The sequence below is a fragment of the Pseudarthrobacter sp. L19 genome (assembly GCF_050859435.1).
GTDB lineage: Bacteria > Actinomycetota > Actinomycetes > Actinomycetales > Micrococcaceae > Arthrobacter.
Map to the genome: position 1 here is coordinate 225,071 of NZ_CP193935.1, position 26,619 is coordinate 251,689.

Below are 26,619 nucleotides of genomic sequence, written 5' to 3' on the forward strand. Positions count from 1 at the left end.
CCGGCCCGGCTGGGCCTCCACGACTATGACATAAGACCGGCGACTTTAGAAACCCCGGGACTTAGTCCAGGACCAGGCCCTTGCCCTGTCCGCGCTGCAGTTCCACCGGCAGGATCTCGCCGAAACCACGCACGTTTTCGGCTTCCCGGGGCAGCAGGACGAAGCGTTCATCGTGCTCCAGGGCCGCAGCGGTCATGGAGTCCACCAGCACGGTGCCGGGGTCCGCGAGCGCGGTCAGCCGGGCCGCCAGGTTGACGGTGGGACCGTAGATGTCGCCCAGCCGGGACAGGATGCGGCCCCAGACCATCGCCACCCGGGCCTGGGGCAGGATCTCGTCGTCGTTGAAGGCCTGCGATAGGGCCAGGGAGATTTCGGCGCCCGCGGCGAGGGTCTCGGCAATATAGAGGACTTCGTCGCCCACGGTCTTGACCAGCCGGCCGCCGCCCACGGAGATGATCTCCGCGCACTTGTTTTCGAACCGCTGCACCAACTGGGCCAGGGTCTTCTCGTTCATCCGGCGCGAGAGGCTGGTGTAGGAGACCAGGTCGGCGAAGCCGACGGCGCGGGCCAGGGGCAGCGGCGCGTCGTCCTCGTCGCCCTCGCGGCCCTCCTCGCTGGAGGCCAGCCCGGCCTCGGCGCGGACGGCCAGGCGCTGCACGCCCGCGTTGAGCTGCCGGCGCCAGGAGTAGACGAGCACCTCCTCGAGGGCGTCCACCAGGGCGGGCAGCTGGCCGACCAGCTGCTTGCGGGCGACGGCGTCGCTGACGCCCTGCTGGTGGACCATGTCCTCGACCAGGGCCTCGATCTGCCAGACCACCATACGGTCCGTCATCTGGCCGATGGCGCGGGTGACGGAGATGGCCGCTTCCTCGGTAAGTGTGCCGGTGCGGACCAGGTCCACCACGGTGTTCAGGGCGGTCAGGTCCGCCTCGGTGAAGGCCACGTCCTCATCGCCCAGGTTCGGGAAGCCGAGGGCGCGCCACAGCTTCCGGGCGGAGAGCAGGGACAGGCCGGCCCCGGCGGCCACCTCGCGGCGGCGCAGCTTGCGTTCGCCGCCGAGCAGCCGCTGTTCGAGGGCCTTGATCGCCAGCCGTTCGGGCGACATGGTGCCGGTGGCGGGGTGCGCGGCGACGGCCTGGGCGCGTGCGGTCTGTTCCGCGGACCGGTCTGCCTCGGACAGGTCTTCCGCGGGCGGTTCCGCCGCGTCGGGGACGTCGGCGTCGGCCGGGTCGGAACCGGCATCGGCGGCGTCGTCGGTGAGGGTTTCGGGATCGACAGTCCCTACAGCAGCGCCGCGGGCCGCGTCGTCGTCGGCCGTGTCCAGCACCGCGGCCTCCAGGGCGGCGGGGTCAACGACGGCGTCGGGCACGTCGGAGGGCTCGGGCGCCAGGAGTCCGGTTTCCGGGTGCGCGTTCTCAGCGGTCATCTCGTCCACCTTCCCTCATCTCCCATGGCCATTCGTCGGAGCCGTCCTCCGTACCGCCGTCGTTCATCACTTCGCCCTCCGGAAGCTCTTCCATCGCCTCGAGGATGAAGCGCCGGAAGGTCATGACTTCCGGGACGTCGGGAATCACCGTGTTCGCGGGGTACCCGGTGTCCAAGGATATATTCCCGGACCGCAGGCTCCGTTGAAGCAACGACTGATCGACAAACACATTACGGACTGCGACGAGCGGAACCTGCTGGTCGCGGCGGCGGAGCATGCCGTTGCGGGCTACCAGGCGCCGGCTGGTGAGGATGTAGCGGCTGCCCTGCCAGGCCACCAGCCGGGGCAGCCCGTATGAGAGCACGGCCCACGCCGCGACCACCATGCACGCCCCGGTCAGCCAAGGCGTCCATTCGGCGGTCACCAGCGGCAGCAGCTTGCCCGGTCCGCCCTTGGTGATCCAGGCGCAGGCATAGGCGGTGAGGGCCGCGATGACGATCAGGAGCAGCGCCGGGCCGATCAGGGTCCGGGGCTGCGGGCGGGTGGTCACGATGACCTGCTCGCCCGGGAACAGCTCTTTACGCATAGCCGCTTTCGGTGCCGGGCGGGCTCCACGGGCGCAGGTGGACGACGTCGCCGGCGGTCACCACGTGCTCGCGGCCGTGCTCGTCGACCACCAGCAGCGAGCCGTACTCGTCCAGCCGGCTGGCGTGGCCGATGATCTCGTGGTCGCCGGGCAGCTGCGCCCGGACCTGCTTGCCGAGGGTGGTGAGTACGTGTTCAACGCGCTTGTGCAGGGCGGGGCCGCCGGCCAGGCCCGCGGCGGGGTCGCCGTCGGCGTTGCAGAAGCCGCGGTACAGCGTGCAGAAGCGGGACAGGTAGCTCTTGAGCAGCTCGGTCCGGTCCACGGTGCGGGGGTTCTCCAGCAGCACGGACGTGGCGGTGGGTACCGGCAGCTCCGCGTCGGTCAGGGTGACGTTAAGGCCGGTGCCGAGGATCACCGGGGGGACGGCGCCGTCGCCCATGGGGCCCAGCTGAGCCAGGATGCCGGCGATCTTCTTCCCGCGCACCAGCACGTCGTTGGGCCACTTGAGTTCGGCCGGGATCCCGGCAGTTTCCAGCAGGGCCTCGCGCAGCGCCAGCGCTCCCAGCAGCGAGAGCCAGGAGTAGGAGTCGGTGGGCAGCGGCCGGCCGTCGGCGTTGACCGGGCGGAGCACGATCGAGACGGAGACCGAGCTGCGGGCGGGGGCTTCCCAGTGCCGGTCGAGCCGGCCGCGGGCCGCGCTCTGGTGCTCGGCGGTCAGTACGGTGAGGTCCGGAAACGCGGCCGGGTCCACGGTGACGCCGCGCAGCAGGTCCGCGTTGGTGGAGCCGGTGGAGTCGACCACACTCACCCCGGCGAGCCCGTTGCCGGCCAGGAAAGCGGGATCGGTCAGGACCGCCCGGTCCAGCGGCGGACGGTCAGGGTTTCGCTGCTCGGCTTCCATGCTTGAATCCTACCGAGTTGCGGCCTCCCCGGCGCCGGTGACTGCCCGTCACCGGCGGCATGGTCGGGGAACTCAGAGGAAAATGTCAGGAACCAGCTGATCTTCCGGGGCGCCCATGCTGTAAGGGGTGAAGTCCGTGACGCCGGCGGCCTTGAGGACCTGCTCGTCGGTGTAGAAGTTCCCGCTCCAGCTGCCCGATTCGGGGATGGCGTTGCCCGCGGTGAGGATGGCGTGCGCGGCGTCGGCCATGATTTCCGGGCCACGGGCGCCGCGGACGATCCGGTCGCCGCCGGGCATGTTGCGGATGGCGGCGGTGTCCACCAGCGTGCAGGGCCAGAGCGAGTTGACGCTGATGCCGTCCACCTTGAGCTCCTCGGCCAGGCCCAGGGTGGTCAGGCTCATCCCGTACTTGGCCATGGTGTAGGCCAGGTGCAGCCCGGCCCACTTGGGGTCCAGGTTCAGCGGCGGCGAGAGGGTCAGGATCTGGCCGGCCTCGGACTCGCGCAGTGCCGGCAGGGACAGCTTGCTCAGCAGGAACGTGCCGCGGACGTTGATGTCCTGCATCAGGTCGTAGCGCTTCATGTCCACGGCGTCCGTCTTGGACAGGTCGATCGCGGAGGCGTTGTTGATGACGATGTCAATGCCGCCGAACCGCTCCACCGTGGACTTCATGGCGCCCTCGACGTCGGCGTCGTTGCGCACGTCCCCCACCAGCGGCAGGGCCTGGCCGCCGGCCGCCTCGATCTGTTCGGCGGCGGTGTAGACAGTGCCCTCCAGCTTGGCGTGCGGCTGGCCGGTCTTGGCCAGCAGCGCGATGTTCGCCCCGTCCCGGGCGGCGCGCAGGGCGATGGCCAGGCCGATGCCGCGGCTGCCGCCGGACATCAGGATGGTGCGGCCGGCCAGGGACCCGGTGGCCCGGTAGGGGCCCGGCTGCTGGGCGGCGGAGGTGTCCAAAGCGTCATTGCTGGAAGTCATGGCACTACCCTAACCGATGTTACCCGCCAGTAACATCCCCTTTTCCCGGTGTGCCGTACGCTCCTCCCCGGTTACTCCGGACCGGCCCGCCACTGCTTCGGCCGCCGCCGCGGAATTCCGGGGTTGGCCCGGGCTGCGGCGCGGGCGCGACGCCGGTAACCAGGAGGGAAGGTACGGGCACCCGCCGCGGATCGGGCCGAAAATTGTAGGGTTTCTACAGCGGCAAGCACGAATACCGTTACTAGACTTGCCACAACGGCCCTGCTTTTGTGTGGATTCACCTAAATGGCGAACTCCCCGCACGGGGCCGGGCCAGCGGCCACAACCGACAGCAGAACAACAGAGCCGGAGACACACCTGATGAGCCACGATCTGACCACGACTGCGGGAAAGATTGCCGATTTCCGCGACCGCCAGGCCCGTGCCGAGCAGCCCTCCGGCCCCGAAGCCATCGCCAAGCAGCACGCCCGCGGCAAGAACACCGCCCGCGAGCGCATCGACCTGCTGCTGGACGCCGGCTCCTTCGTCGAGTTCGATGCCCTGGCCGTGCACCGCTCCACCGCGTTCGGCATGGAGAAGAAGAAGCCCCTCGGTGACGGCCTGGTCTCCGGCTACGGCACCGTCGACGGCCGGCCGGTCGCCGTCTACAGCCAGGACTTCTCCGTTTACGGCGGGTCCCTCAGCCAGGTCAACGGCGAGAAGATCGTCAAGGTCCAGGAATTCGCGCTGCGCAACGGCTGCCCCGTGGTCGGCATCCTCGACGGCGGCGGCGCCCGCATCCAGGAAGGCGTCGCCTCCCTGGCCATGTTCGCGGATATCTTCCGCAACAACGTTCACGCCTCCGGCGTCGTCCCCCAGATCTCCCTCATCATGGGCCCCTCCGCCGGCGGCGCGGCCTACTCCCCCGCCCTGACCGACTACGTGGTCATGGTGGACAAGACCTCGCACATGTTCATCACCGGCCCCGACGTGATCAAGACCGTCACCGGCGAGGACGTGGACATGGAGACCCTGGGCGGGGCGCGCCAGCACAACGCCAACACCGGTACCTCCACCTACCTCGCCGCCGACGAGGCCGACGCCGTCGAGTTCGTCCGCGAATTGCTGGACTTCCTGCCCTCGAACAACCTGGCCGAGGCCCCCGTGCTGGAGCACGCCCAGGAACTCGAGCTCGACGACGAGGACCTCGCCCTGGACGCGCTCATCCCGGACTCGGCCAACCAGCCGTACGACATGCGCAAGGTCATTGAGCAGATCGTCGACGACGCGCACTTCCTGGAGATGCAGTCCCTCTACGCGCCCAACGTCATCATCGGCTACGGCCGGGTCGAGGGCCACACCGTGGGCATCGTGGCCAACCAGCCGATGCAGTTCGCCGGCACCCTGGACATCGCCGCCTCGGAGAAGGCCGCCCGCTTTGTCCGGCACTGTGACGCCTTCAACATCCCGATCATCACCCTCGTGGACGTGCCCGGCTTCCTGCCCGGCAAGGACCAGGAGTTCCAGGGCATCATCCGCCGCGGCGCCAAGCTGCTCTACGCCTACGCTGAGGCCACTGTGCCGAAGCTGACCGTGATCACCCGCAAGGCCTACGGCGGAGCGTACATCGTGATGGGTTCCAAGAAGCTCGGCGCGGACCTGAACCTCGCCTGGCCGACCGCGCAGATCGGCGTCATGGGCGCCCAGGGCGCCGTCAACATCCTGTACCGCCGCGAGCTGGCGGCCGAGGCGGAGGCCGGCGGCGACGTCGAGGCCAAGCGCGCCGAGGTCATCCGGCAGTACGAGGAGGAGCTCCTCAACCCGTACCAGGCGGCCCAGCTGGGCTACGTCGACGCCGTGATCGCCCCGTCGGAGACCCGGCTGCAGATCATCAAGGGCCTGCGGGCGCTGCGGGACAAGCGCGCCAGCCTGCCCGCCAAGAAGCACGGGAACATCCCGCTGTGACGAACGCACCGGAACCGGCCGCCGCCCCGGAGGAGCAGCCCCTGCTGGCCGTCGTCAAGGGCGATCCCACCGAGGAGGAACTCGCCGCGCTCACCGCCGTCGTGCTGTCCCTGGGCAGCGGCGCGCCCGCCGAGGCGAAGCAGCCCAGCGCCCGGCACTGGATCCGCCGGCAGCAGCTGCAGCTGGCCCCGAAGCCCGGGCCCGGCTCGTGGAAACGCAGCCGCGGCTAAAAGTTCAGTAACCCTTTCATAACTGCGCGGGCCGGGCTAGTCTCGGTCGGGTGACTATCGAAACCAACACCCCCGCCGCCGGCACGCCGGCCCGCCCGCAGACCCGGATCGACGCCGTCGCCGACGCCTACACGGACACCCTGATCCGGCTCAACCCGAGCTTCGCCACCGAACTGGGCTTGCCCGGCCACGAGACCGAGTACCCGGACTTCTCCCCCGCCGGCCACGACGCGTTCGCCGCGGCGGCCCGCGAGGCGCTGGACGCCCTGGACGGGCTGGAGCCGGAAGACGACGTCGACGCCGTCACCCTGGACGCGATGCGCGAGCGCCTGGGCCTGGAGCTTGAAATCCACGAGTCGGGCTGGGGCCTGGCCGAGCTGAACAACATCGAATCCCCGGCCCAGCAGATCCGGGCCATCTTCGACCTGATGCCCACGGCCACCACCACGGACTGGCAGCACATCGCCGGCCGCGCGCACAACATCGGCGGCGCCATCGACGGCTACATCGAATCCCTCCGCGCGGCCAAGGCCGACGGCAAGGTCTCCGCCGCACGCCAGGTGCGGATCGTCATCGAGCAGACCACCAAGTACGCCGCCGAAGACGGCTTCTTCGCCAAGCTCGCCGCCGGCGCCCGCACCGACGACGGCCCGCTCCCGGCGGACCTGCAGTCGGACCTCGATGCCGGTGCCGCGGACGCCCGCGTCGCCTACTCCCGCCTGGCCGGGTTCCTCGAATCCGAGCTGCTGCCGGTCGCCCCGGAGAAGGACGCCGTAGGCCGCGAACGCTACGCCCTGGCCTCCCGCCAGTTCCTCGGCGCCGCCGTGGACCTCGAGGAAACCTACGCCTGGGGCGTGCAGGAACTGGACCGGCTGATCGCCGAGCAGGAGCGCGTGGCGGACCAGATCCGCCCCGGGGCCAGCATCGAAAAGGCCAAGGAGATCCTGAACAATGACCCGGCGCGCCAGCTCAAGGGCACCGACGCGCTCCAGGCCTGGATGCAGGAACTCTCGGACAAGGCCGTGGCGGACCTCGCCGGCGTGCACTTCGAGATCCCGGACATCATGAAGACCCTGGAATGCCGGATCGCCCCCACCGACGAGGGCGGCATCTACTACACCGGCCCGTCCGAGGACTTCAGCCGCCCGGGCCGCATGTGGTGGTCCGTACCCGCCGGCGAGGACACCTTCACCACCTGGGCCGAAACCACCACCGTCTTCCACGAAGGCGTCCCGGGCCACCACCTGCAGGTTGCCACCGCCGTCTACCGCCGCGAGCTGCTGAACAAGTGGCGCCGCAGCGTCTGCTGGACCTCAGGCCACGGCGAGGGCTGGGCGCTGTACGCCGAGAAGCTGATGCAGGAACTGGGCTACCTCAAGGATCCGGGCGACCACATGGGCATGCTGGACATGCAGCGGATGCGCGCGGCCCGCGTGGTCTTCGACATCGGCGTGCACCTGGAGCTCGAGGTCCCCGAACGCTGGGGCAGCGGCACCTGGACCTCGGAGAAGGGCTTCGAGTTCCTCAAGGCCAACCTGCCCATCAGCGAGGGACAGCTGAAGTTCGAGTTCACCCGCTACCTGGGCTGGCCGGGCCAGGCCCCTCCTACAAGGTGGGCCAGCGGCTCTGGGAGCAGATCCGGGCCGAACTCGAATCCCGGCCGGGGTTCGACCTGAAGGCGTTCCACACCAAGGCGCTGAACATGGGGTCGGTGGGGCTGGACACGCTGAAGCGGGCGCTGCTGGGCTAGTTTTTTGGGGCTAGCTTTTCGGGGCTAGCCCAGGCAGAGGCAGAAGGGGTGGCCGGCCGGGTCCAGAAAGACCCGGAAGGTCTCCCCCGGCTGGTGCTCGTGCCGGGTCGCACCGAGCTCGAGCACCGCCGCCTCGGCCGCGTCGAGGTCGTCAACGGTCAGGTCCAGGTGCATCTGCTGCGGCATCTCCTGGCCTGGCCACTGCGGCGGGACGAAGGATTCCACCTTCTGGAAATTGATCGAGTCGCCGTACTCGGCGCGGATGGAGCTCCACCCCTCGTCGTCCTGCTCGATGGTCCAGTCGAGCAGGGCGCCGTAAAACCGCGCCAGGGCCCGGGGGTCGGGGCAGTCGAGGACGACGGCGGGGAAGCGTGCAATAGCCATGGCGCCCACTCTAGGCCGCCGGCCCTGGAGAGACAATCACCACACCGCGGGCCGGAATAACTTCACAAAGCGACAGTCATTCGGCGTCTCTGCGCGATTTTCCGGAGTGCCCTGCAAAATCTACCGCGTAACATTTCTCAACATTCATTCGCCGTGGTAGAGGCCGTGGTCCTAGCGTATTCGGGTGACCACTCAGACAAGTACCCCCGCAACCGCAGGCAAGCCCGGTTTTCGGCTGCCACGCTGGGCCGGCTCGTTCGGCTTCCAGATCATCGCCGCGCTGATCGTCGGCCTGGGCCTCGGCCTGCTCGCGAAGTACACGGGCAGCACCAAGGCGGCCCCGAACGCCCTCGGCGCCACGCTGCAGACCATCGGCTCGAGCTACGTCTCGCTGCTGCAGACGGCCGTAGTCCCGCTGATCTTCACCGCCGTCGTCAGCTCCATCTCCAACCTCCGCGCCGTCTCCAACGCGGCCCGGCTGGCCTGGAACACGCTGCTCTGGTTCGCGATCACCTCGCTGATCGCGGTACTGATCGGCATGGGCCTGGGCGTCCTGCTGCAGCCCGGCGCCGGTACCGGCATCACCCAGGAAGCCAAGTACACCGGCAAGTCCGGCGACTGGTGGGCGTTCCTGATCGGCCTCTTCCCGAAGAACTTCCTGGGCCTGGGCGCCAGCACCACCGTCGCGGACGGCACCGCCACCACGGCCGTGAGCTTCAACGTCCTCCAGATCCTGGTGATCGCGATCGCCGTCGGCATCGCCGCGCTCAAGGTGGGCAAGGCCGCCGAACCGTTCCTGAACCTCAACGCCTCCGCCCTGGCCGTCATCCAGAAGGTCCTCTGGTGGATCATCCGGATCGCCCCGCTGGGCACCGTCGGCCTGATCGGCAACGCCGTGGCCGTCTACGGCTGGGACACCATCGGCTCGCTCGGCAAGTTCGCCGTCGCCATCTACCTGGGCCTGGCCCTGGTCCTGTTCGTCGTCTACCCGGTCCTGATCCGCAGCCACGGCCTGTCCATCAAGCAGTACTTCTCCGGTGTGTGGCCGGCCGTGCAGCTGGCCTTCGTCTCGCGCTCGTCGGTGGGCACCCTGCCGCTGACCCAGCGCGTCACCGAACGGTCCCTGGGCGTCCCCCGCGCCTACGCCTCCTTCGCCGTGCCGCTGGGCGCCACCACCAAGATGGACGGCTGCGCCGCGATCTACCCGGCCGTGTCCGCGATCTTCGTGGCCCAGTTCTTCGGCATCCAGCTGGACTTCAGCCAGTACCTGCTGATCGCACTGGTCTCGGTCCTGGGCTCCGCCGCGACCGCCGGCACCACCGGCGCCGTCGTGATGCTGACCCTGACGCTCTCCACCCTGGGCCTGCCGCTGGCCGGCGTTGGCCTCCTGCTGGCGATCGACCCGATCCTCGACATGGGCCGCACCGCGGTCAACGTCGCGGGCCAGGCGCTGGTCCCCACGATCGTCGCGAAGCGCCAGGGCATCCTGGATGAGGCACTCTATAACGCCCCTCGTAACGGTGACCCGTTCGCCGACGACGACGCCGAGTCCAAGGGCTCCGACCCGACCGCCGCGGCCGGCAGCCGCGAGGCCGACGCCGACGAGTTCGAGGGCGGCCGCCTGGTGGGCAGCAACGCCTGACCCACCCGCCACAACGAAAGGTCCCCGGGAGATACGTCTCCCGGGGACCTTTCGTTCGAATTCGCCTGATCGGCGTCGTTGACTTTCGGTCAGCGTCCGCCGCCGATGACGCCCTTCTCGACGGCCTTGGTGACGGCGTCCGCCTCGGCCTGGGTGAGGGTGCCGCTGCTGACGGCCTTGTCCAGCTTCGTCTTCAGCGCGGCCGCGTGCTTGGCCTGGGCCTCGGACTTCAATTCATCCAGCGCCGCGGTGACCTTGGCTTCGTCGATCCCCAGCGAGGAGGCGAGCGACTTGGCCAGCTCCGTTTCCATGGCGGCGCGGTCCGGCTTGGTACCCTGGGCCGGCGGCGTGGACGGCTTGTGCGCGTCACGGAAGGCCTTCAGGGCATCGACCACCTTGGTCTTGTCAACGCCCAGCTTGGTGGCGAGTTCCGCGGCCTTGACGCCCGCCATGCCTTCGCGGTCGCCGCGGCCGTGGCCGCCGCGCATCCCGTCGCCGTCGCCCTTGGCGGTGCTGCCGTTGGCGGGCGCGCTGGAGCTGGCGCTCGGGCTGGGGGCGGGAGTGGTGGTGGCGGAAGCCATCCCGGCCACCCCGAGGCCTGCGCCCAGGGCCAGGGCGGTGGCCGAGACGCCGAGCGTGATTCTCTTGGTACGTGACATGCGATGTCTCCTGGATCTGCCGTCAGCGACGGCGGTGTCAGTCTTACGGTGTGCGGCGGCCCGGAAACCATGGTGGCTGACGGACCGGCCGCTCTTCCAGTGTGGACTGCCCGTTTCTGCGTGGGCTGTTGGGAACCTTTTAGCTTCCTGTGAATGCTGATCACTGGTTAGGCTCAGGGCATGCTGATCGTCACCACCAACGACATCCCCGGCCACCGCATCGATGCCGTCTTCGGGGAGGTCATGGGCCTTACCGTCCGCTCGCGCGACGTCGGCGCCCAAGTGGTGGCGGGCTTCCGGTCGCTGGCAGGCGGGGAACTGCGTGAACTGACCGATGTGCTCTACGAAAGCCGGCAGGAGGTCATGGCCCGGATGGTGGCCGAAGCGGCCCAGCGCGGGGCCAACGCGATCGTGGCGATGCGCTTCGACACCGCCCACATGGCCAACAACTGGTCCGAGATCTGCGCCTACGGCACGGCGGTCTACGCGATTCCGCTGACCAGCGGCGAGCAGGGCGCCACCGGACAGTCAATCCAGCTGACCTCAGCGTCATAAAGTTGCCCGGAGTGCAAAGATGCACTTAGTGTAATTCCATGCCCTCCTCCGCGACCGGTCCCGGTGCCCCCGCGGCCGCACCCTCCCGGCGTGAATTGAACAAGGCTGCCACCCGTCAGGCCATCATCGACGCCGCCCTCGGGCTCCTGCGCGCCAACGGCCCGGGCAACTTCACGGTCGAGGAAATCGCCGACGCCGCCGGGATCTCCCGCCGCACCTTCTTCAACTACTTCGGCAGCACCGACGCCGTCATCGCCTCGGTGACGCACGGCTTCCTGGACACCGCGCTCCAGCAGTTCCGGCTGCGCCCGGTCAGCGAACCCATCCTGGAGGCGGCCCGGGCCTCGCTCATGGCCCTCGCTGATCCCATGACCATCGCCCCGCTGGCCGAGCTGTACACCCTGGGCCAGTCCAACCCGCAGCTGAACCGCTCCGAGCTGGAGGCCTGGGACCACTGCACGGCCGAGATCATCGAGGCCGCCCGGTCCCGCTTCACCGGCCCCGCCGGGGCGCTCGACGAGCTGTACCTGCGGGCGCTGGCCGGCTCGGTCATCGCCTGCGGCAAGGCCGCCATGGACCTCTGGTTCGACCGCTGCCACGGCGACCTCTCCCCCGCCTCGCTGTCCGCCCTCCGCCAGCTCCTCATCGACTCCATGAGCCTGCTGGGCTCCGGATTCGCTTCCCCGGCGGCCGCCCCGGCCGCCGCTTCCACCGCCACCCCTTCCCCAGATCGGCTCTGACATGGCACTCCTGCTGTACCGCCTCGGCAAGTTCTCCTACCGCCACCGCTGGCTGGTCATTTCGCTGTGGCTCGCCGTCATGGTGGCCGTCGGCGGGGCCGCCGCCGCCTTCCACGGCACCCTCAGCAACAACTTCCAGATCCCGGGCACCGAGACCCAGCAGATGGCGGACAAGCTCAAGAAGGACCTGCCGTCGTCCTCCGGCGGGTCCGCCACGGTGGTCTTCGAGGCCAACGACGCGCAGTTCAGCCAGGCCGGCAAGGACGCGGTGTCCGCCGCCCTGGCCAAGCTCAAGACCATTCCTGACGTGCAGGGAACCGTGGACCCCTTCGCCACCCAGGCCCAGCTGGACAAGGCCGGCACCGACCTGGCCGCCGGCGAGCAGCAGGCCGCGGCAGGCAAGGCGCAGCTGGACAAGTCCGCCGCGGACCTCGCCGCCGGCAAGGCCAAGCTGGACGCCGCCGAGGCCCAGATGAAGGCCGCCGGCCTGCCGGATGCCGCCATCGAGGCCCAGCTCGGCCAGCAGAAGGCGGCCCTCGCCGCCGGGCAGGCGAAGCTCGACGCCGGCACCAAAGACCTCGCCGCCGGCGACGCCAAGCTGGCGCTCGGTAAGCGCCAGCTGGAGGCCTCCAAGGGGCTGCGGTTCGTCTCCGAGGACGGCAAGGCCGCGATCGCCCAGGTGCAGTTCAAGACCTCGATCAACGGCCTGAAGCCGGAGGTCCGCCAGCAGGTCCAGGACATCGTCAACGAGGTCTCCGCCGCCAGCGTCACCGCCCTGCCCAGCAAGGAGATCAGCGAGGACATCTCGGAGATCTTCGGCACCGCGGAGATCATCGGCATCGCCGTCGCCGCCCTGGTCCTGATCGTCATGCTCGGCACCCTGGTGGCCGCCGGCCTGCCGCTGCTGATGGCGATCGTGGGCGTGGCCGTCGGCGTCGGCGGTACCTTCGCGCTCAGCGGCGCCGTCGACATGAGCTCCATCTCGCCGATGCTGGCCCTGATGCTGGGGCTCGCGGTCGGCATCGACTACTCGCTCTTCATCGTCAACCGGCACCGCGGCCAGCTGCTCTCCGGCATGGACACGGAGGAATCCGTGGCGCTGGCCACCGGCACCTCAGGCAACGCCGTGATGTTCGCCGGCCTGACAGTCATTATCGCCCTGGCCGCCCTGGTGGTGCCCGGACTGCCGTTCCTGGCAGTGATGGGCCTCTCCGCCGCGGCTACGGTGGCAGTCGCCGTCGTCGTCGCCCTGACGCTGACCCCGGCCATCCTGTCGCTGGTGGGCCGGAAGCTGATCTCGAAGCGGGCCTGGGCCAAGGCCGAACGGCACAACGCCGACCCCGGACACGACTCGGAGGACCAGGAGCGCGAAGAGTACCGCGGCAGCCACGGCTGGGGCGGCGTCGTCACCAAGCACCCGTGGCTGGCACTCCTGGCCGGCGTGATCCTGCTGGGCGTCGTGGCGCTGCCGGCCAGCCAGCTGCGGCTCGCACTGCCGGACGCCAGCTCCGAACCGGTGGCCTCCACCGCGTTCAAGGCCTACGACGTCACCAAGCGCAGCTTCGGCGAGGGCATGACCGGACCGATCATCGTGGTGGGCGACCTCCCCGAGGGCCTGGACGCGGCCGCCGCGCAGGCCAAGCAGTTCGACGTCGCCGACGTCCTGCGGAAGACCGACAACGTGGCCGCCGCCGTGCCGCTGGCCCTCAGTGAGGACCGCCGGACCGCCGTGTTCCAGGTGCTGCCGAAGGAGGGTCCGGCCAGCGCCAGCACCGTCCAGGTGGTGGCCGACCTGCGGGCCGAGAAGGGCCAGATCAAGGACCAGACCGGCGTGTCCATCGGCCTGACCGGCCAGACCGCCGGCAACGTGGACGTCTCCACCAAGCTGGGCGACGCGCTGCCGCCGTACCTGGCGATCGTGGTGGGGCTCTCGCTGATCCTGCTGCTACTGGTGTTCCGCTCCGTGGTGGTTCCGCTGCTGGCCACCGGCGGCTTCCTGCTCTCGCTCGCCGCGGCGTTCGGCGCCGTGGTGGCCGTGTACCAGTGGGGCTGGCTGGGGTCCGTGTTCGGTGTGGAGAACCCGGGCGCGGTGCTGAGCTTCCTTCCCATCATCCTGATCGGCGTGCTGTTCGGCCTGGCGATGGACTACCAGGTGTTCATCGCCTCCGGGATGCGCGAGGCGTACATGCACGGCGAGACGGCCAAGCACGCGGTCCGGTCCGGCTTCAGCCACGCGGCCGCCGTGGTGACCGCCGCCGCGATCATCATGGTCAGCGTGTTCTCCGGCTTCATCTTCTCGCACCTGAACATGGTCCGGCCGCTGGGCTTCGCCATGGCGTTCGGCGTGCTGGTGGACGCGTTCGTGGTGCGCATGACGATCGTCCCCGCGGTCATGTACCTGCTGGGCAGCAAGGCGTGGTGGCTGCCCCGCTGGCTCGACCGGATTCTCCCGGACGTCGACGTCGAGGGTGCCAAGCTGCGCAAGGCCGACGCCGACGGCGGGGCCGCCGAGTCCGAGCCGGCCGGAGTCGCCGCCCGGTAAGGGTTGCTTCCGCCGCTTCCCGGGTTGCGCACCGAACCCGGCACCGCACCCCTGCGCCGAACTCCCCTAGACGCCGCCCGTCGATCCCTGTGATCGGCGGGCGGTGGTCGTTTGGGTTGTTTCTTCTTGATGGCCCTGTCTTGTCCAGACCCGCAGTGCCGGCACCCGGCCGGGAGAGATTTCTATCCGGCTCGGGGGACGGCGGAGGTTCCAACGTGCCTCTTGAGTTGTTTTCGCCGGCTCCGGGGCTTCGACGGCTCACCGGGAAGCGGCGGCGCGACCGAGGAATAGGTGTGGCCCGTGGGAGTGGTGAGTTCCAGGGTGTGGCGCCAGGCACGGCTGGACTGCGGTCTTGCGCTGTCCAGACCGGCCCGTATACCCGGTTCAGCTGTCCTGGTCGCTTCTGCCGGGTGGTCGGAACCCGTTCCAGTGACCGTCCGGGCGGTCCAGCCGGGGGTTTCTTTGGTGTGGTTGCAGGCTTCGCAGAGGCCTGCGCCGTTGGCTGCTGTGGTTTTTCCGCCGCGGTGCCAGGGAACGGTGTGGTCGAGGTGCCTGATGGGTGCGTCGCAGTAGGGGGTGCGGCAGGTGTTGTCGCGAGCCTCGATGAACCGGCGCAGGCCGGCGGGGAAGAGCCGGGCCCGTGAGTCCATGCCGATGAGTTCGCCGGCGCCGGGCGCTGTGTAGAGCCGGCGGATCCAGGTTGTGAGCTCTGAGCTGTCGCCTTTGCCGGCTAGGAGTTTCCTTGCCCACCCGGCGGGGACGATCCCGTAGCCGGAGAGGCGGGCGGGTTCGTTGTCGCCGGCGAGGAGGGTCCGGTCGGTCATGACGAGTTGGACTTCGATGCCGGTGATGCCGCCGGGGTTCCCGGTGACGCGTTCGACCAAGGCATCGGCCATGAGCTGGCCGCGGGACCGTGGGTCTCCTGCGGCGCGGGCGGTGTCGGCGTGCCTGGTCAGGGCCGCGTAGGTGGCGACTCCTGCGGCGACGGGGAGTAGGGCGGTGAGGTAGCACATGGTGTCCGGTGCGGGTCGGAGACTGACACCGCGTTCGGTTTCGGCGTGGGCTGCGCGTTGGGTGACGGATCGTGGGTCGTGCCGGTAGGCGGCGGTCTTGGCTGCGGAGATGATGGCCCGGTCTCCGGCGCCGTCGAAGGTTCCGGTGTCGGCGGCGAGTTCTTCGTCCACGGCGGCCCGGTCGTCGGCGTCCAGGCAGGCAGTTTCGCGGACGAGGAGCGTGGCGCGCCATTCGTTCAGGTGCCCGGTGCCGAGGGCGGCGAGGGTGTGCGGCATCTCGGTGACGAGCGCCCGGGCAAGCCCCAGCAACCGTGAGCCTTTGGCCGGGGATTCCCGCCGCGCCAACGCAACCTCCGCCGCAACACCCGCGCCGAGCTGGTCCGCGGGCAAGCCAAGAGCGGCTTGTTCCCGCCGCCGGACCACATCCAGCGCCACCGCCAACCTGGCCTGCCGGGCTGAGATCGCCGACTTCCGGTCCTCCAGAGCACGGAGCTCATCGATGATCGCCGCCGCGTCTCCCACCGTGGGGGCCGCTGCAGCGACTGAATCCTCGAAAAGCTTCCGAGTGCCTTCCATAAATCAATTCAACCGGAGGGGTCTGACAATATAAGGCCGCGCCCATGCCATTACGCCCCGCCCCTGCCGCAGGGACCGAGACCTGACGACGGACCCGCAGCAATGCGGCCGGCACCCTCGGCGACGCACCGTCGTCGTCCGCTTTACTTGGGCGCGTGGCGACGGCTGAGCCGGCCTCCAACCAGCCACACATGCCCACCGAACCCGCCACACTGTCAGCCCGAGGAACTACGCTGGTTTCGTGACCCGCCTGATCCTCGCCTCCCAGTCCCCCGCCCGCACCAAGCTGCTCAGCAATGCCGGCATCGCGCACTCCGTCCTCGTCTCGGACGTCGACGAGGACGCCGTCCAGGCCCGCTACGGCGTGACCGACCCCCACGACACCGCCCTCCTCCTGGCCCGCGCCAAGGCCGAGGCGGTCGCTTCGCTGCCCGAGGCGGAGGGCGCCCTGGTGATCGGCTGCGACTCCGTCTTCGAATTCGACGGCGAAGCCCACGGCAAGCCCTACACCCCCGAGGTCGCCAAGGAACGCATGCTCCGGATGAGCGGCAGCATGGGCATCCTGCACACAGGACACTGGCTGGTCGACTGCCGGGACACGGACGAATCGGACGACGCCGGCGCCACGGGTTCCGGTGCGACGCTGGGCTCCGTCGCCTCGGCCGAGGTGCACTTCATGGACATGAGCGAGGCGGAGATCGACACCTACATCGCCACCGAGGAGCCGCTCCTGTGCGCCGGATCGTTCACCATCGACGGCTACGGCGGAGCGTTCATCCGCAAGGTCGACGGCGACCCGCACACCGTCGTCGGGCTCTCCATCTCCACCCTCCGCGGCCTCCTGGCCCAGGCGGGAGTCAACGTCACACAGCTGTGGACCTCCGGCGCCGCGAATCCCGCCGAGGTCCGCGCCGAGTGAGGCAATTCGCACGGCCTTGTAGGAACCCCACAAAGGAATAGCGGTTTACGCGCGGGATCCGCAAGGAATCTCGGCGGAACCCACAAAACCGCGCTAGGCTCCGTGAAGGAAAGAAGGAGACGCCTTGTCAGCTATTTCGGAGCAGTCCGTCCAGTCCGCGCCCGCCTCAACCCAGCCGGGCACCCGCCGCCTGAGCAAGGTTCTGATAGCCAACCGTGGCGAGATCGCGGTGCGCATCATCCGCGCCGCCCGTGACGAAGGCCTGGCCTCGGTGGCCGTCTACGCCGATCCGGACCGCGACGCCCTGCACGTCAAGCTCGCCGACGAGGCCTACGCGCTCGGCGGCAACACCGCGGCCGAGTCCTACCTGGTCATGGACAAGCTGATCGAGGTGGCCCTGCGCTCCGGCGCGGACGCCGTCCACCCCGGCTACGGCTTCCTGGCCGAGAACGCCGAATTCGCCGCCAAGGTCATCGCCGCCGGCATCACCTGGATCGGCCCCTCCCCCGAGGCTATCTCCGCCCTCGGCGACAAGGTCCAGGCCCGGCACATCGCCGAAAAGGTCGGCGCGCCCCAGGTCCCCGGCACCGCGGACCCCGTCAGCTCCGCCGAGGAAATCCTCGACTTCGTCGACAAGTTCGGCCTCCCGGTCGCCATCAAGGCGGCCTTCGGCGGCGGCGGCCGCGGCATCAAGGTCGCCCGCACCCGCGAGGAGATCCCCGAACTCTTCGAATCCGCCGTCCGCGAGGCCACCGCAGCCTTCGGCCGCGGCGAATGCTTCATCGAACGCTTCCTCGACGCGCCCCGCCACGTCGAAACCCAGTGCCTGGCCGACGCGCACGGCAACGTCGTCGTCGTCTCCACCCGCGACTGCTCGCTGCAGCGCCGCAACCAGAAACTGGTCGAAGAGGCCCCCGCACCGTTCCTGACCGACGAGCAGAACCAGCGCCTCTACGAATCCTCCAAGGCCATCCTCAAGGAGGCCGGCTACCTCGGCGCGGGCACCTGCGAATTCCTGGTCGGCCAGGACGGCACCATCTCCTTCCTCGAGGTCAACACCCGCCTCCAGGTGGAGCACTGCGTCTCCGAGGAAGTCACCGGCATCGACCTGGTCCGCGAACAGTTCCGGCTGGCCCGCGGCGAGGAGCTCGGCTACGGCGACCCCGAGGTCCGCGGACACTCGATCGAATTCCGCATCACCGGCGAGGACCCGGGCCGGAACTTCATGCCCGCCCCCGGCACCATCACCGCGCTGAAGAACCCCACCGGCCCCGGCGTCCGGATCGACTCCGGCGTGGAGCAGGGCGACGTCATCAGCGGCAACTTCGACTCCATGCTCTCCAAACTGGTCATCACCGGCGCCACCCGCGAGCAGGCCCTGCAGCGCTCCCGCCGCGCCCTCGAGGAAATGGTGGTCGAGGGCATCCCCACGGTCATCCCGTTCGACCTGGCCGTCGTCACCAACCCCGAATTCGCCCCGGCGGAGGGACCGTTCAAGGTCCACACCCGCTGGATCGAGACCGCGTTCGTCAACGACATTCCCGCCTGGACCCCGGCGGCACCACCGCTGAGGCGGCCGACGCCGGCGAACGCCAGCGCGTCGTCGTCGAGGTCGGCGGCAAGCGGATGGAAGTTGTGCTGCCCGCATCGCTGGGTACCGTCAGCGGCGGCGGCAAGCCCGCCAAGGCCAAGAAGCGCTCCCGCAGCGCCGCCGGTCCCGCCGCGGCCGCCGGCGGGAACGCCCTGACCTCCCCGATGCAGGGCACCATCGTCAAGGTGGCCGTCGCCGAGGGTGAGCGCGTCGCCGAGGGTGACCTTGTGGTGGTGCTGGAAGCCATGAAGATGGAACAGCCGCTGACCGCGCACCGCGCCGGCATCGTGATCGGATTGTCCGCCTCCGCCGGAGAGACCGTATCCGCCGGTGCCGTGATCGCCATGATCGAGGACGGCGAGAGCGCCGAATAGCGGCCGCGTCGGCGGCGGTGCAGACTTAGGTCTGTGAAGCCCTTCCTGCTGCTCGCCTCCCGCGCGGAGGACGCCGCCGCCGACGACGAATATCTCGCCTACCTGCGCTACACCGGCCTGGCCGAGTCCGGGCTGCACCGGATCCGCATGGAGGCCGCGCCGCTGCCCGAGTTGGACCTGGAGCGGTACTCGGGCGTGATTGTCGGCGGCAGCCCGTTCACCTCCAGCGATCCCGCGGAGGAGAAGACCGACGTCCAGCACCGGGTGGAAAAGGACCTGTTCGCCCTGCTGGACCGGATTGTGGCCGAGGACTTCCCGTTCCTGGGCGCCTGCTACGGAGTCGGCACCCTGGGCCTGCATCAGGGCGCGGTGATCGACCGGACCTACGGCGAGGGGCTGGGCGGCGTGACCGTCAGCCAGACCGACGAAGGCCTGCAGGACCCGCTGCTGCGCGGATTACCGGAGCAGTTCACCGCCTTCGTCGGGCACAAGGAAGCCTGCACCGTACTGCCCGGCGGGGCCGTGCTGTTGGCCAGCTCGGAGACCTGCCCGGTGCAGATGTTCCGGATCCGGTCCAACCTCTATGCCACCCAGTTCCATCCGGAGCTCGACGCCGACGGCCTCACCACCCGGATCGACATCTACCGGCACGCAGGCTACTTCCCGCCCGAATCCGCCGAGGAACTCATGGCCCAGGCCCGGAGCCACAACGTAAGCGAGCCGATGACCATCCTGCGCAACTTCGTGGAGCGGTACGCGCGCTAGCCCTGCAAGGAAGCCGCCGCCGTCGTACGCTCCTCTCCGGTTACTTCCGGCCGCACCCGCCCCGGACACGGAAATGCCCGGCGTGTCAGGTGCACACGCCGGGCATTTGCCGCAGTAACCGGGGAGGGGCGTCAGGCCACGTTGTTCTCGTAGTCCAGATCGCGGGTCTCGCGGCTGATGAACAGTGCGATCAGCGTCAGCACGGCCATGACCGAGAGGTAGACGCCCACCAGGACGGGGCTGCCCTTGGCGGACTCCCACAGCCAGACGGCGATGAACGGAGCCACGGCCGCACCCAGGATGGAGGAGACGTTGTAGCTGATGGCCGAGCCGGTGTAACGGACGTTGGTCGGGAAGAGCTCCGGCAGCAGCGCACCCATCGGGCCGAAGGTCAGGCCCATCAGGGAGAAACCGAGAATCAGCAAGCCCATGGTACCGGCGAACCCGGCGCTGAACAGCGGCACGAAGAGCAGGCCGAAGACGAAGATGCCGGCGGTGACTGCCAGCAGCATCTTGCGGCGGCCGTACTTTTCGGCCAGCGGACCCGAGACCAGGGTGAAGATGCCGAAGAACACGACGCCGGCGATCAGCATCCAGAGGAAGTCGTTGCGGGAGTAGCCCAGCCCAGGGACGAACGCGGCCGTGGCGGCCTCGCTCATCGGCTTGCCGGCCTTCTCCGCGGCGGCCTGCGCGCCGGCCAGGGTCGGCTTGGTGCCGTAGGTCAGCGTGAACGTGGTCATCAGGTAGAAGAGCACGTAGGTGGCCAGCATGATGAAGGTGCCCAGGATCAGCGGGCGCCAGCTGGTCTTGAAGACCCGGCCCAGCGGCAGCTTGGCAACCTCGTTGGTCTCCAGGACCTTGGTGAAGGCGGGGGTTTCGATCAGCTTCAGGCGGACGTACAGGCCGATGATGACCATGACGGCGCTGACCAGGAACGGCACGCGCCAGCCCCAGTCGCTGAAGGCCTGCGGGGTCAGGGTGTAGCTGAAGACCAGGAAGAGGACGTTGGCGATGATGAAGCCGATCGGCGCGCCCAGCTGCGGGAACGTTCCGTAGATCGCGCGTTTGTTGGCCGGGGCGTTCTCCGTCGCGAGCAGCGCGGCGCCGCTCCATTCGCCGCCGAGGGCCAGGCCCTGGGCGAAGCGCATGACCACCAGCAGTGCCGGCGCCCAGAATTCCCAGCCCGGTACCAGTGCCGTGGGGAGGCAGCCGATCAGGAAGGTTGCGATGCCCATGGTGAGCAGGGAGGCAACCAGGGTGCCCTTGCGCCCGAACTTGTCACCGAAGTGCCCAAAGACGATCGAGCCGAGCGGACGGGCGACGAACGCGACGCCGAAGACGGCGAAGGAGCTCAGGAGCTGGGTGGTCTCGTTCTGGCCCGGGAAGAAGAGCTTCGGGAAGACCAGGACGGCGGCCGTGGCGTAGACGTAGAAGTCGTAGAACTCGACGGTGGTGCCGATCAAGCTGGCAACGATCACGCGGCCGCGCGAGTTCACCTGCTTGGCGGATCCATGCTCCGTCGACATGGCGGTGGGTGACATGTGAGAACGCTTTCATCAAGACCGGCGACCCGCGGGGCCGTCCGGCAAAGGAGTGGAATATATCTGCCATATTACGCGGCACTGTCCACGAGTTGGACATTTATTTCACTATTTGGACATCTGCGTGTCGCCCGGATCAGGGGTCGGATGGCCCGGGATGCCGCCGGCGCCTCACGCCCCCGGCTGAACCCCGGATAGGCAAACGTCACAGCACGTTTACATTCGGCGAGCGTCCCGGAAATGCGACCTCCCTAGCTTTGAGGGAACATCCCCAAGGAGGTCCCCGTGACAGAACGCATCGCAGACACCGCCACCCTCGCTCCCCCAACACACGACCACGGCGGCCACGACGACGGTGCCCGCGTCGCCGGCGCTTCCCGCACCGGCGGCGGCACCGGCACCGCCGCCCGCACCGCCGTCGACGTTCCCGCGCTGGAACACCGGCCCGGCCGCTGGATCGCCAACTGGGACGCCGAGAACACCGCCCAATGGGAGTCAGTGGGGCGCGGCATCGCCCTGCGGAACCTGAACTGGTCCATCTTTGCGGAGTTCCTGGGCTTCGTGGTCTGGCAGCTCTGGTCGATCGTGGTGGTGCAGCTGCCCGCGGCCGGTTTCCGCTTCTCCACCAATGAGATCTTCTGGCTGATCTCGATGCCCAGCCTTGTCGGAGCGACCCTCCGCATCCCCTACACCTTCATGGTCCCGCGGTTCGGCGGCCGGAACTGGACGGTGGTCTCGGCGCTGCTGCTGCTGATCCCCTCCACCGGGCTGGCGTTCTGCGTGGCCAACCCGGGCACGCCGTTCGGCGTCATGCTGCTGGTGGCCGCCCTGGCCGGTTTCGGCGGCGGCAACTTCGCCAGTTCGATGGCGAACATCAGCTTCTTCTACCCGGCCCGGGAAAAGGGCTGGGCGCTGGGCCTCAACGCCGCCGGCGGAAACCTGGGCGCCGCCGTCGCCCAGCTGGCCGTCCCGGTCGCCGTCACCCTGCTGGCCGCCGGCGCCGTCAACCTGCCCGTGGCCGGGCTGATGTGGGTTCCACTGATCCTGCTCGCGGCATTCGGCGCCTGGAAGTACATGGACAACCTCACCAGCGCCAAGGGTGACGTGGCCGGCTCCCTCGCCGCGGTCCGGGAACCGCACCTGTGGGTGATGGCGCTGCTGTACATCGGCACGTTCGGCTCGTTCATCGGCTTCGCGGGCGTCTTTCCCAAGCTGATCAAGGATTACTTCCCGGCGTTCTCCTCCTTCGGGGTGGGAACTGTGGCGCTCTCTCTGGCCTTCCTCGGCCCGCTGGTGGGATCCCTGGCGCGGCCCTACGGCGGACGGATGGCCGACCGGCTGGGCGGGGCGCGGATGACCGTGGCCGCGTTCGCTGCGATGGCCGCAATCACCCTGACCGTGGTGTGGACGCTGCCGCTGAAGAACTTCTGGCTCTTCCTGGTCCTGTTCCTGGCGCTCTTCACGGCCAGCGGCTTCGGCAACGGTGCTACCTACCGGATGATCCCGGTGATCTTCGCCCTGCACAGCCAGGCAGCCCGCACCGGGGCCGCTCCGGCGGCCACGCAGAAACTGGCATCCTCGGCGCTGGGGCTGATCTCGGCGATCGGAGCCTACGGCGGCTTCGTGATCCCGCAGGTGCTCAACACCGCGAACACCGCCACGGGCTCCTATACACCGGCGTTCTACGGCTTCGTCGCGGCCTACGTCCTGATGCTGGCCGTGTGCTGGGCCTGCTACCTGCGCCCCGCAGGGCACGGCAAGGGACACGTCTAGATGGCCGACGGCGCCGCAACCCACTGCCCGTACTGCGCCCTGCAGTGTGCCATGATGCTGACCGCGCAGGCGGCCGCGGAGGCCCCGCTCGAGGTGACCGGCAGGGAGTTCCCCACCAACCGTGGCGGGCTATGCCGGAAGGGCTGGACCTCGACGTCGTTGCTCGAGCACCCCGGGCGGGTCACTCGAACCGCTGGTCAAAGGTGCGGACGGCGTGCACCGGCCGGTCGACTGGGACACCGCCCTCAACTTCGTCGCCACGGCGGTCCGGAAGACCCGGGCCGCCTACGGCCCCGACGCCGTCGGCGTGTTTGGCGGCGGCGGGCTGACCAACGAGAAGGCCTACCAGCTGGGCAAGTTCGCTCGTCTTGGGCTGGGGACCTCCCGGATCGATTACAACGGCAGGTTCTGCATGTCCTCCGCCGCGGCGGCCGGGATCCGCGCGTTCGGCCTTGACCGGGGGCTGCCGTTCCCGGTGGCCGACTTGGACGGCGCAGCCACCGTGCTCCTGCTTGGCTCCAACGTGGCGGAAACGATGCCGCCGTTCGTGCAGCACCTGCGCGGGGCGCGGGATGCCGGCGGCCTGATCGTGGTCGACCCGCGGCGCTCCGCGACGGCCGCCCTGACCTCCGACGGCGCCGGGCTGCACATGCAGCCACTGCCGGGCACTGATTTGGTCCTGCTGCTGGGGCTGGCGCATGTGGTGATCCACGAGGGCCTGGCGGATCAGGACTTCATCGCCGGGCGCACCGCCGGCTACCCGGCCCTCGCCCGCAGCGTGGCCGGTTTCTGGCCCGAGCGCGTGCAGTCTCTCACCGGCGTGCCGGCCGGCCTGATCCGGGACACGGCCCGGCGCTTGGCCGAGGGGGCGAGCCGCGGCGGCAGCTACATCCTGACTGGCCGCGGCGTGGAACAACACGTGGACGGGACGGACACCGCCACCGCCGCGATTAACCTGGCCCTGCTGCTGGGCCTGCCGGGGTCGGCCCGGAGCGGCTACGGGACACTGACCGGCCAGGGCAACGGCCAAGGCGGGCGGGAACACGGTCAAAAAGCGGACCAGCTGCCCGGCTACCGGAAGATCACCGACCCCGCGGCGCGCGCCCACGTCGCGGGCGTCTGGGGAGTGCCCGAGGCGCTGATCCCGGGTCCCGGGGTCCCCGCCGTCGAACTCCTTGCCGCGCTGGGACAGCCCGATGGCGTCCGCTGCCTCTTCGTGCACGGCGCCAACGTGGCGGTGTCCGCCCCGGATGCGACTGCCGTGATCGCGGGTCTGCGCCGGCTGGATTTCCTGGTGGTCTGTGACTTCTTCGTCTCCGAGACTGCGGCCGAGGCGGACCTGATCCTGCCGGTGACCCAGTGGGCCGAGGAGGAGGGAACGCTGACCAACCTCGAGGGCCGGGTGCTGCGCCGCCGCCGGGCCGTCACTCCCCGCCCGGGGTCCGCAGTGAATTGTGGATCATGGCACGGCTGGCCGAGTTGCTGGACGCCCCGTCGACCTTCAGCGAGGATCCGGAGACCGTGTTCGAGGAACTCCGCCGGGCTTCCGCCGGCGGACCGGCGGACTACTCCGGGATCGATTACGCGATGTTGGACCGCGGCGAGGAGGCCTACTGGCCGTATCCCGCGGGCAGCGCCGGGACGCCGCGGTTGTTTTTGGAGGCCTTCGCCCATCCGGACGGGCGTGCGGTGTTCACGCCGGTGACGCCCCGCCGTCGTGCGCCGTCCGCCGAATCCGCCGGCTTCGGGGACGGCGGCGCCCCAGGGTGCGTGGGCGGCGGCGCCCCGATGACCCTGGTGACCGGACGCTGGCTGGAGCATTACCAGTCGGGCGCCCAGACCCGGCGTGTGCCCACCTTGGTGGATTCACGGCCCGAGGCGCGGCTGCAGCTGCATCCCTCGGCCGCCGCGGCGCAGGGCATCGACGACGCCGCCTTGGTGCTCGTGGCGAACGGCCGCGGCGAGGTGTTGTGCCGTGCCGAGGTCAGCCCGGACATCCGCCCGGAAACCGTGTTCCTGCCGTTCCACTACCCCGGGGTGGAGAGCGCGAACCGGCTTACGGAGGCCGCGACGGACCCCGTCTCCGGGATGCCGGAATTCAAGACCAGCCAGGTATTGGTGCGGCCGGTTGCTGCCGGTGCGCCCGCCGTAGCCCTGCAGAGGGAAGGTGCCTCATGAGCGAACGTGTTGTGGTGGTGGGCTTCGGCCCGGTTGCGGCGAGGCTGATCGATGAACTGCTGCCGGCGGTGGCGTCCGGGGTGGTGGAGCTGACCGTGATTGGAGAGGAACCCGTGGCCGCCTATAACCGGGTCCTGGTGGCGGACCTGGGCGTCGGCCGGACCAGCGCGGACGCGTTGGCCCTTGCCGATGCGGCGTCCCTGGTCGCCGCCGGCGTCGATGTCCGGCTGGGCATGCGGGTCCGCCGGGTGGACCGGGCCCGGCGCCGGCTCCTGCTCGGTGACGGCAGCACCCCACGCTATGACCGGCTGGTGTTCGCCACCGGCGCCCGGCCCGTGATTCCCAACCTGACCGGGCTGAATCCGGATCCCGGCCGGCCCGCCCTTCCGCCCGGGGTGACCGCGCTGCGCGACCTGCCGGACGCGGCGGCGCTGCACGCCGCAGTGGCCGGCGGCAAACGCGTGGTGGTCCTGGGCGGCGGAGTGCTGGGCCTCGAAACCGGGCTGGCCGCCGCCGAGGAGGGCGCCACCGTGACCGTGGTGCACAACGGCCCGTTCCCGCTGGGCCGCAGCATCGACCGCGGCGGCGGGGCCGTGCTGGCGGCATCGCTGCGGAACTGCGGGGTGCGGATGGCCGGCAATGCGCGGTCCGTGGGCGTGGAGACGGACGACGACGGCGGATTCTCCGTGTTGCTCCTGGACGACGGCTCCGCGATCGACGGGGACCTGCTGGTGCTGTCCTGCGGCGTGCTGCCCCGCGTTGAGCTCGCGGAGGGCTGCGGGCTGCCGACGGCGGCCGGCATCCTGGTGGACCACCGGCTCCGTACGCACCACGAGCCGCATGTCTTCGCCGTCGGCGACTGCGCGGAGGTCCGGTGCCCCGAACCGGACTGCGTGGACTGCCGCACGTCCCGTGGGCCATCCGGACTGGTGGGGCCGGGATGGCGGCAGGCCGAGTGGCTGGCCGGCTACCTCACGCTGCTGGCCGGGGTTCCCCTGACGCAGCCGAGGCGGTGCCACCGCTGCCCCCTGAACAGCCGGCCGTGGTGGTGCTCAAGGCGCGCGGGCTGACCATGGCCGTGGCCGGCGACGTCAGCGCGGATCCATGGGACGAGGAGGCGCTGTGTTCCGGGGCGGCCGGCGGCCGGCCGCGGCTGCAGGTCTCCCAGTGGGCCGACCCCGAGCACGGCCGCTACGTCAAGATGTCCACCCGCGCCGGGGTGCTGGAGGGTCTGGTGGCCGTCGGCATGCCCCGCACGGCGGCCGAGCTGGTGCAGCTCTTCGAACGCGGTGCGGAACTGCCGGCTGACCGGTCACTGCTGCTCCGGCTGGACGGGCCGGAGGCTGACGCCTCGCAGTCCGTGGCCGACCCGGCGCGGACCGTGTGCCGCTGCGCCGGGGTCAGCGGCACTGCCATTGCCTCAGCCGTTTCCTCCGGCTGCTCGACGGTTGCCGAGGTCTCCGGGACCACCCGCGCCGGCGCCGGCTGCGGCAGCTGCCACGACGAGATCAGGGGCCTGATCGAAAAGCACTTCCAGGCGGCGGTGGCGTAGCGG

The 26,619-nt window shown here is 69.7% G+C and carries 17 protein-coding genes and 4 pseudogenes; 13 read left to right on the plus strand and 8 right to left on the minus strand.

The annotated features are described in order from the left end of the window. Positions 1 to 61: 61 nt before the first annotated feature. The 4 genes from ACRQ5B_RS01055 to ACRQ5B_RS01070 form a co-directional block, all read right to left on the minus strand. Positions 62 to 1,426 carry an adenylate/guanylate cyclase domain-containing protein gene (locus ACRQ5B_RS01055; RefSeq protein ID WP_432396078.1) on the minus strand — a complete coding sequence of 455 codons (1,365 nt, stop codon included), beginning with the start codon at positions 1,424 to 1,426 and terminating at the stop codon, positions 62 to 64. After that, the gene (locus ACRQ5B_RS01060; RefSeq protein WP_432396081.1) at positions 1,416 to 2,012 is read right to left on the minus strand and encodes a PH domain-containing protein; all 597 of its coding nucleotides are present in this window, start codon (positions 2,010 to 2,012) and stop codon (positions 1,416 to 1,418) included. The genes ACRQ5B_RS01055 and ACRQ5B_RS01060 overlap by 11 nt, the downstream gene beginning before the upstream one ends. Continuing rightward, positions 2,005 to 2,913 (minus strand): biotin--[acetyl-CoA-carboxylase] ligase, encoded by a 909-nt coding sequence (locus ACRQ5B_RS01065; protein ID WP_432396084.1) that lies wholly within the window; start codon positions 2,911 to 2,913, stop codon positions 2,005 to 2,007. The genes ACRQ5B_RS01060 and ACRQ5B_RS01065 overlap by 8 nt, the downstream gene beginning before the upstream one ends. Before the next feature lie 72 nt (positions 2,914 to 2,985). Further along, entirely contained in the window at positions 2,986 to 3,888 is a 903-nt protein-coding gene (locus ACRQ5B_RS01070) for an SDR family oxidoreductase (protein WP_432396087.1), read from the minus strand. A 360-nt stretch (positions 3,889 to 4,248) separates the two neighbouring features. On the opposite strand from ACRQ5B_RS01070, the gene ACRQ5B_RS01075 reads away from it, so the two are divergent. From ACRQ5B_RS01075 to ACRQ5B_RS01085, 3 genes and pseudogenes are all read left to right on the plus strand, one after another. Continuing rightward, positions 4,249 to 5,832, plus strand: coding sequence for an acyl-CoA carboxylase subunit beta (locus ACRQ5B_RS01075; RefSeq protein WP_412882500.1), 1,584 nt, complete (start codon positions 4,249 to 4,251; stop codon positions 5,830 to 5,832). After that, a complete protein-coding gene (locus tag ACRQ5B_RS01080) occupies positions 5,829 to 6,062 on the plus strand; it encodes an acyl-CoA carboxylase subunit epsilon (protein WP_432396091.1) in 234 nt (77 codons plus the stop codon). Before ACRQ5B_RS01075 ends, ACRQ5B_RS01080 begins: the two co-directional genes overlap by 4 nt. Before the next feature lie 50 nt (positions 6,063 to 6,112). Beyond that, positions 6,113 to 7,812: pseudogene (locus ACRQ5B_RS01085) on the plus strand (DUF885 domain-containing protein). 24 nt (positions 7,813 to 7,836) lie between these two features. Here the strand turns inward: ACRQ5B_RS01085 and ACRQ5B_RS01090 are convergent. Next, positions 7,837 to 8,196: a VOC family protein gene (locus ACRQ5B_RS01090; RefSeq protein WP_432396093.1), complete on the minus strand. Its 360-nt coding sequence runs from the start codon at positions 8,194 to 8,196 to the stop codon at positions 7,837 to 7,839. A gap of 184 nt (positions 8,197 to 8,380) precedes the next feature. Between ACRQ5B_RS01090 and ACRQ5B_RS01095 the strand changes: the two genes are divergently transcribed. Next, positions 8,381 to 9,838 carry a dicarboxylate/amino acid:cation symporter gene (locus ACRQ5B_RS01095; RefSeq protein WP_412882496.1) on the plus strand — a complete coding sequence of 486 codons (1,458 nt, stop codon included), beginning with the start codon at positions 8,381 to 8,383 and terminating at the stop codon, positions 9,836 to 9,838. 89 nt (positions 9,839 to 9,927) lie between these two features. Here ACRQ5B_RS01095 and ACRQ5B_RS01100 read toward each other — a convergent pair whose 3' ends face one another. Next, positions 9,928 to 10,497 (minus strand): hypothetical protein, encoded by a 570-nt coding sequence (locus ACRQ5B_RS01100; RefSeq protein ID WP_412882495.1) that lies wholly within the window; start codon positions 10,495 to 10,497, stop codon positions 9,928 to 9,930. 180 nt (positions 10,498 to 10,677) lie between these two features. On the opposite strand from ACRQ5B_RS01100, the gene ACRQ5B_RS01105 reads away from it, so the two are divergent. From ACRQ5B_RS01105 to ACRQ5B_RS01115, 3 genes are read left to right on the plus strand one after another with little or no spacing between them, the layout of a single operon-like run. Beyond that, positions 10,678 to 11,052, plus strand: a complete 375-nt coding sequence (locus ACRQ5B_RS01105; protein WP_432396097.1) for a YbjQ family protein — start codon at positions 10,678 to 10,680, stop codon at positions 11,050 to 11,052. A gap of 38 nt (positions 11,053 to 11,090) precedes the next feature. Beyond that, positions 11,091 to 11,792, plus strand: coding sequence for a TetR/AcrR family transcriptional regulator (locus ACRQ5B_RS01110; RefSeq protein WP_432396099.1), 702 nt, complete (start codon positions 11,091 to 11,093; stop codon positions 11,790 to 11,792). A 1-nt stretch (position 11,793) separates the two neighbouring features. Next, a complete protein-coding gene (locus ACRQ5B_RS01115; protein WP_432396102.1) occupies positions 11,794 to 14,334 on the plus strand; it encodes an MMPL family transporter in 2,541 nt (846 codons plus the stop codon). 182 nt (positions 14,335 to 14,516) lie between these two features. On the opposite strand, the gene ACRQ5B_RS01120 is transcribed toward ACRQ5B_RS01115, so the two are convergent. Continuing rightward, a complete protein-coding gene (locus ACRQ5B_RS01120; RefSeq protein ID WP_432396104.1) occupies positions 14,517 to 15,923 on the minus strand; it encodes an HNH endonuclease in 1,407 nt (468 codons plus the stop codon). 241 nt (positions 15,924 to 16,164) lie between these two features. Between ACRQ5B_RS01120 and ACRQ5B_RS01125 the strand changes: the two genes are divergently transcribed. The 3 genes and pseudogenes from ACRQ5B_RS01125 (at position 16,165) to ACRQ5B_RS01135 (ending at position 19,572) form a co-directional block, all read left to right on the plus strand. Next, positions 16,165 to 16,842, plus strand: a complete 678-nt coding sequence (locus ACRQ5B_RS01125; protein ID WP_432396107.1) for a Maf family protein — start codon at positions 16,165 to 16,167, stop codon at positions 16,840 to 16,842. A 133-nt stretch (positions 16,843 to 16,975) separates the two neighbouring features. Beyond that, positions 16,976 to 18,807 (plus strand): annotated as a pseudogene (locus tag ACRQ5B_RS01130) (acetyl/propionyl/methylcrotonyl-CoA carboxylase subunit alpha). Positions 18,808 to 18,840: 33 nt separating this feature from the next. After that, a complete protein-coding gene (locus ACRQ5B_RS01135; RefSeq protein WP_432396110.1) occupies positions 18,841 to 19,572 on the plus strand; it encodes a glutamine amidotransferase in 732 nt (243 codons plus the stop codon). A gap of 131 nt (positions 19,573 to 19,703) precedes the next feature. On the opposite strand, the gene ACRQ5B_RS01140 is transcribed toward ACRQ5B_RS01135, so the two are convergent. Further along, entirely contained in the window at positions 19,704 to 21,113 is a 1,410-nt protein-coding gene (locus tag ACRQ5B_RS01140; RefSeq protein WP_432396113.1) for an MFS transporter, read from the minus strand. Between the two features lie 432 nt (positions 21,114 to 21,545). Between ACRQ5B_RS01140 and ACRQ5B_RS01145 the strand changes: the two genes are divergently transcribed. From ACRQ5B_RS01145 to ACRQ5B_RS01155, 3 genes and pseudogenes are all read left to right on the plus strand, one after another. Then, positions 21,546 to 22,886 carry an MFS transporter gene (locus ACRQ5B_RS01145; RefSeq protein ID WP_432398650.1) on the plus strand — a complete coding sequence of 447 codons (1,341 nt, stop codon included), beginning with the start codon at positions 21,546 to 21,548 and terminating at the stop codon, positions 22,884 to 22,886. Continuing rightward, positions 22,887 to 25,064, plus strand: a pseudogene (locus ACRQ5B_RS01150) (molybdopterin oxidoreductase family protein). Continuing rightward, positions 25,061 to 26,616: pseudogene (locus ACRQ5B_RS01155) on the plus strand (FAD-dependent oxidoreductase). Before ACRQ5B_RS01150 ends, ACRQ5B_RS01155 begins: the two co-directional pseudogenes overlap by 4 nt. Positions 26,617 to 26,619 lie beyond the last annotated feature (3 nt).

Bases quoted from the DNA above. Each gene is read 5' to 3' on its own strand.
- ACRQ5B_RS01055 (WP_432396078.1), bottom strand. From the start codon at position 1,426: ATGACCGCTGAGAACGCGCACCCGGAAACCGGACTCCTGGCGCCCGAG.
- ACRQ5B_RS01060 (WP_432396081.1), bottom strand. From the start codon at position 2,012: ATGCGTAAAGAGCTGTTCCCGGGCGAGCAGGTCATCGTGACCACCCGC.
- ACRQ5B_RS01065 (WP_432396084.1), bottom strand. From the start codon at position 2,913: ATGGAAGCCGAGCAGCGAAACCCTGACCGTCCGCCGCTGGACCGGGCG.
- ACRQ5B_RS01070 (WP_432396087.1), bottom strand. From the start codon at position 3,888: ATGACTTCCAGCAATGACGCTTTGGACACCTCCGCCGCCCAGCAGCCG.
- ACRQ5B_RS01075 (WP_412882500.1), top strand. From the start codon at position 4,249: ATGAGCCACGATCTGACCACGACTGCGGGAAAGATTGCCGATTTCCGC.
- ACRQ5B_RS01090 (WP_432396093.1), bottom strand. From the start codon at position 8,196: ATGGCTATTGCACGCTTCCCCGCCGTCGTCCTCGACTGCCCCGACCCC.
- ACRQ5B_RS01100 (WP_412882495.1), bottom strand. From the start codon at position 10,497: ATGTCACGTACCAAGAGAATCACGCTCGGCGTCTCGGCCACCGCCCTG.
- ACRQ5B_RS01105 (WP_432396097.1), top strand. From the start codon at position 10,678: ATGCTGATCGTCACCACCAACGACATCCCCGGCCACCGCATCGATGCC.
- ACRQ5B_RS01110 (WP_432396099.1), top strand. From the start codon at position 11,091: ATGCCCTCCTCCGCGACCGGTCCCGGTGCCCCCGCGGCCGCACCCTCC.
- ACRQ5B_RS01115 (WP_432396102.1), top strand. From the start codon at position 11,794: ATGGCACTCCTGCTGTACCGCCTCGGCAAGTTCTCCTACCGCCACCGC.
- ACRQ5B_RS01120 (WP_432396104.1), bottom strand. From the start codon at position 15,923: ATGGAAGGCACTCGGAAGCTTTTCGAGGATTCAGTCGCTGCAGCGGCC.
- ACRQ5B_RS01140 (WP_432396113.1), bottom strand. From the start codon at position 21,113: ATGTCACCCACCGCCATGTCGACGGAGCATGGATCCGCCAAGCAGGTG.